The sequence below is a fragment of the Streptomyces sp. yr375 genome, assembly GCF_900110755.1.
GTDB lineage: Bacteria > Actinomycetota > Actinomycetes > Streptomycetales > Streptomycetaceae > Streptomyces.
On record NZ_FOFF01000102.1, the window covers coordinates 1 to 4,740 of the forward strand.

The 4,740-nt window shown below is 70.6% G+C and carries 2 protein-coding genes; both read left to right on the top strand.

Going from position 1 to position 4,740, the window contains the following annotated elements; genetic code table 11:
* Positions 1-3,803, top strand: a 3,803-nt coding sequence (locus BMZ82_RS38885) for a non-ribosomal peptide synthetase (RefSeq protein WP_143099021.1), incomplete at its 5' end; no start/stop codon positions are given.
* On the top strand, positions 3,800-4,740 hold a 941-nt coding region (locus BMZ82_RS38890), incomplete at its 3' end, for a condensation domain-containing protein (RefSeq protein ID WP_256252360.1). The genes BMZ82_RS38885 and BMZ82_RS38890, both read left to right, overlap by 4 nt.

The following is a 4,740-nucleotide window of genomic DNA, read 5'->3' on the forward strand; positions in this document are numbered from 1 at the left end:
AGATCGAGGCCGCGTTGATCCGCCATGGGGGTGCTGGGCAGGCCGTCGTGGTCATGCGGGAGGACGTTTCTGGTGATCAGCGTCTGGTCGCCTACGTCGTCCCGGGGGTTGAGGCCCTTGATCCGGATGCCTTGCGGGATGCGGTGGCCGGGCTGCTGCCCGCGTACATGGTGCCGTCGGCCTTCGTGGTCCTTGACGCGTTGCCGTTGACGCCGAACGGCAAGCTGGACCGGGCCGCTCTTCCGGTGCCGGAGTACGACACGGGCGCTGCCGTCAGGGGCCGTGGTCCTCGTAACGCGCAGGAGGAGATCCTCTGCGAGCTGTACGCCAACGTCCTCGGGGTCGAACAAGTCGGCATCGACGACAACCTCTTCGAACTCGGCGGTCACTCCCTCCTCGCCATTCGCCTGGTGAGTCGTATCCGTGTTGCCTTGGGCATCGAACTGCCCCTACAGGCAGTCTTCGAGGCACCGACGATCGCCACACTTTCCGGGCGTCTTGCTGGGACGGCCGATGCGCGCAGCGGGGTGCAGCCCATGCCCCGGCCCAAACGGGTGCCGTTGTCGTTCGCGCAGCGTCGGCTGTGGTTCCTGAACCAGTTGGAGGCGGCCGGGGCGGGTTACAACATGTCCTTCTCCGTGCGGCTGACCGGTGAGTTGGACCGGGATGCGATGGCCGCCGCGCTTCGGGATGTGGTGGAGCGGCATGAGAGTCTGCGTACTCGCTTCCCCGATCACGAGGGTGAGCCGTATCAGGCGGTTGTCGGCGACCCGGCGGAGTACCCCGCGCTCACCGTCGTCGAGACCACCCCGGCCGACCTTGATGCCCGTCTCGGCGAGGCCACAGCGACCGGGTTCGTGCTCGCGGACGAACTGCCGCTGCGCGCAACGCTGTTCGCGCTATCGACCACCGATCACGTGCTGCTGCTCGTCGTGCACCACATCGCGGGTGACGGTACCTCCATGGCACCGCTGGCCCGTGACCTGTCGGATGCGTATGCGGCGCGGCGCAGTGGCCGTATGCCCGGCTGGCAGCCGTTGCCGGTGCAGTACGTGGATTACACGTTGTGGCAGCGGGAGTTGCTGGGCTCGGAGGAGGACGAGGAGAGCCTGCTGAGTCGGCAGGTCGGGTACTGGCGGCAGACGCTGGCCGGGCTGCCGGAGGAACTCCAGCTACCAACTGACCGACTCCGCCCAGCAGTTACGAGCACCGAAGGCAGTGGCGCGGCCATCGAGCTGGAGATCGACGGCGCGCTGCATGCTGCCATCAGCCGCCTTGCCCGTGACAACGGGGCGACCGTCTTCATGGTGGCCCAGGCGGCGCTGGCCACGCTGCTGACCCGGCTCGGGGCCGGTACGGACATTCCGCTCGGGACGCCGATCGCGGGTCGTACCGATGAAGCGCTGGACGACCTGGTCGGGTTCTTCGTCAACACGTTGGTGCTGCGTACCGACACGTCCGGTGATCCGACCTTCCGGGAGCTGCTCGACCGGGTTCGCGAGACGAACCTGTCGGCGTACGCCCACCAGGACGTGCCGTTCGAGCGGCTCGTGGAGCTTCTCAACCCGCAACGCTCCCTCGCCCGGCACCCCCTTTTCCAGACGATGTTGGCCGTCGAGAACGCGGGCGAGGCCGACCTCGTACTGCCGGGGGTGGTCACCGCATCGCGTACGCCGGGGACGCCTGTCGCGAAGTTCGATCTGTCGGTCAGTCTCACCGAACGGCGGGTCGGCGACGGGGATCCGGACGGGATCCACTGCGTCGTCCAGTACGCGACCGACCTGTTCGACGAGCGCACGGTGCGGTCGCTCGCCGACCGGTTCACGCGGACGCTGGCGGCGGCCGTTCTGGACCCGGAGCAGCAGCTCAGCCGTATCGAGGTGCTCACCGCCGCCGAGCGGGACGAGGTGTCGGCCTGGTCGCACGGGCCGGTGCGGGCGCTGCCCGAGGCTTCGCTCGCGGAGCTGTTCGAGGCGCAGGCCGCCCGTACTCCGGACGCCACCGCCCTGGTCCACGGCGACACCGAGCTGACCTACGCCGAGCTGAACGCCCGCGCGAACCGGCTGGCCCGGTACCTCGCCGGCCAGGGCACGGGGCCCGAGACGCCGGTCGGGATCCTGATGGAGCGGTCCGCCGATCTGCTGGTGGCGATCCTGGCCGTCGTCAAGGCGGGCGGGGTCTACGTGCCGCTGGACGGCCGGGCTCCGGTCTCGCGGTTGCGGCAGGTGCTGGCCGACGTCGGAGCCGGTCTGCTGCTCACCGACGCGGCGTTCCGGGAGGCCGCGCAGGCCGTCCATGACGGCGCGCTGCTCGTCGCCGAGAGCGAGAGTGGCTGGCCGACTGGGGAGTTGAGCGGGGACGACGACCGTGATCCGGGGGTGGCGGTGCGGCCGGATCAGCTCGCCTACGTGATGTTCACGTCCGGTTCGACCGGCACGCCGAAGGGCGTCGCGGTCCGTCAGCGGGACGTGGTCGCGTTGGCGCGCGACGGCCGGTTCGCCGGTACGGCCCACGAGCGGGTGCTGATGCACGCGCCGCACTCCTTCGACGCGTCGACGTACGAGATCTGGGTGCCGTTGCTGGCGGGCGGGACCATGGTGCTCGCGCCGAACGTCCCGCTCGACGGGGCCGTCGTCGCCCGCCTGATCGAGGACCACGGCGTGACGGCGATGCTGGCCGTCGCCGGACTGTTCACCGTGCTGGCCGAGGAGGCACCCGAGTGCTTCCAGGGGCTGCGCGAGGTGTGGACGGGCGGTGACGTGGTGCCCGCCACGGCGGTGCGTCCGGTGCTCCGCGCCTGCCCCGGCATCACCGTCGTGAGCAGCTACGGCCCGACCGAGACCACCCTGTACGTGACCGCGCACGCGATGCCCGACCCGGGCCGGGTCCCGGACGTGGTTCCGCTGGGCGTGCCGCTCGACAACGCCCGGCTGTACGTGCTGGATTCGGCGCTGCGGCCGGTACCGGCCGGGGTGGCGGGCGAGTTGTACATCGCGGGCGCGGGACTGGCGCGCGGGTATGTGAACCGTCCCGCGCTGACCGCCGAGCGGTTCGTCGCGAACCCGATGGGCGGCCCGGGGGCGCGGATGTACCGCACGGGGGACCTGGCCCGCTGGCACCGCGCCGGGTACCTGGAGTTCCTCGGACGCGCCGACGACCAGGTCAAGATCCGTGGCTTCCGGGTCGAGCCGGGCGAGATCGAAACGGTCCTGGCCCGCCACGAGGACGTCACCCAGGCCGTGGTGACGGCTCGTCAAGAGAGTGGTGGTGTTGGCGGCAAGCGTCTTGTCGGTTACGTCGTCCCCGCCGACCCCGGTCGGAAGCCGACGCCGTCGGCGCTGCGCGAGCATGTGGCCTGCGTGCTCCCGGAGTACATGGTCCCCTCGGCCTTCGTCGTGCTCGACGGTCTCCCGCTGACCGTGAACGGCAAGCTGGACCGCGCCGCCCTACCCGCGCCCGACGCGGCGGCCGGTAGCGGTAGCGGTGGTGGTAGCGGTGGTGGTGGTGGCCGGGGCCCGCGCTCGGAGCGGGAGAAGGTGCTGTGCGAGCTGTTCGCCGATCTCCTCGGCGTCGAGAAGGTCGGCATCGACGACGACTTCTTCGACCTGGGCGGACACTCGCTGCTGGCCACCCGGCTGGTCAGCCGCCTGCGGACCGCCCTGAAGGTCGAACTCCCGCTGCTGGCCGTCTTCGAGACCCCGACCGTCGCGGGACTGGCCGAGCGCCTCAAGGACACCGCGAAGGACACCGCGCCGGTCCGCCCGGTTCTACGGCGGATGAACCGCCCTAAGGAGTTGTCGTGATACCTCTGTCGTTCGCCCAGCAACGGCTGTGGTTCCTCAACCAGTTCGAGGGCGGCGGGGCCGGAAAATCGGGCGGATCGGACCGGTCCGGCGGGGCGTCCTACAACATGCCGCTGTTCGTGCGGCTCAACGGGCGGCTCGACCGTGACGCCCTCGCCGAGGCGCTGCGGGACGTGGTGGAGCGGCACGAGAGCCTGCGCACCCTCTTCCCCGACCGCGACGGCCAGCCGTACCAGCGCATCGTGTCCGACCGGGCCGCCTACCCGGCGCTCACCGCCGAAAAAGTCACTGTGACCGAGCTCGACGTTCGGGTCGCCGAGGCCGCCGACGAGGGTTTCGCCCTGGCCGACGAACTCCCCCTGCGAGCCCGCCTGTTCGTACTCGGCCCCGACGAGCACGCCCTGCTTCTGGTCGTGCACCACATCGCGGCGGACGGCTGGTCGATGGTGCCGCTGGCCCGCGATCTGTCGGCGGCGTACGCGGCGCGGCTGGCCGGAGGAGCGCCCGACTGGGCGGAGTTGCCGGTCCAGTACGTCGACTACACGTTGTGGCAACGGGAGTTGCTGGGCTCGGAGGACGACGAGGACAGCGTGCTGTCCCGGCAGGTCGGCTACTGGCGCGAGACGCTGGCCGGCCTGCCGGAGGAACTCCAGCTCCCAACCGACCGTCCGCGCTCGGCAGTTGCCAGCAACAAGGGTGCCGCCGTCGAGCTGGAGATCGCCGGTGACGTCCACGCGGCCATGGCCCGCCTCGCCCGCGAGAACGGCGCGACGGTATTCATGGTCGCGCAGGCCGCGCTCGCGACGCTGCTGACCCGGCTCGGGGCCGGTACAGACATCCCGCTGGGCACCCCGATCGCGGGCCGCACCGACGACGCGTTGGACGATCTGATCGGGTTCTTCGTCAACAACCTCGTGCTGCGCACCGACACGTCCGG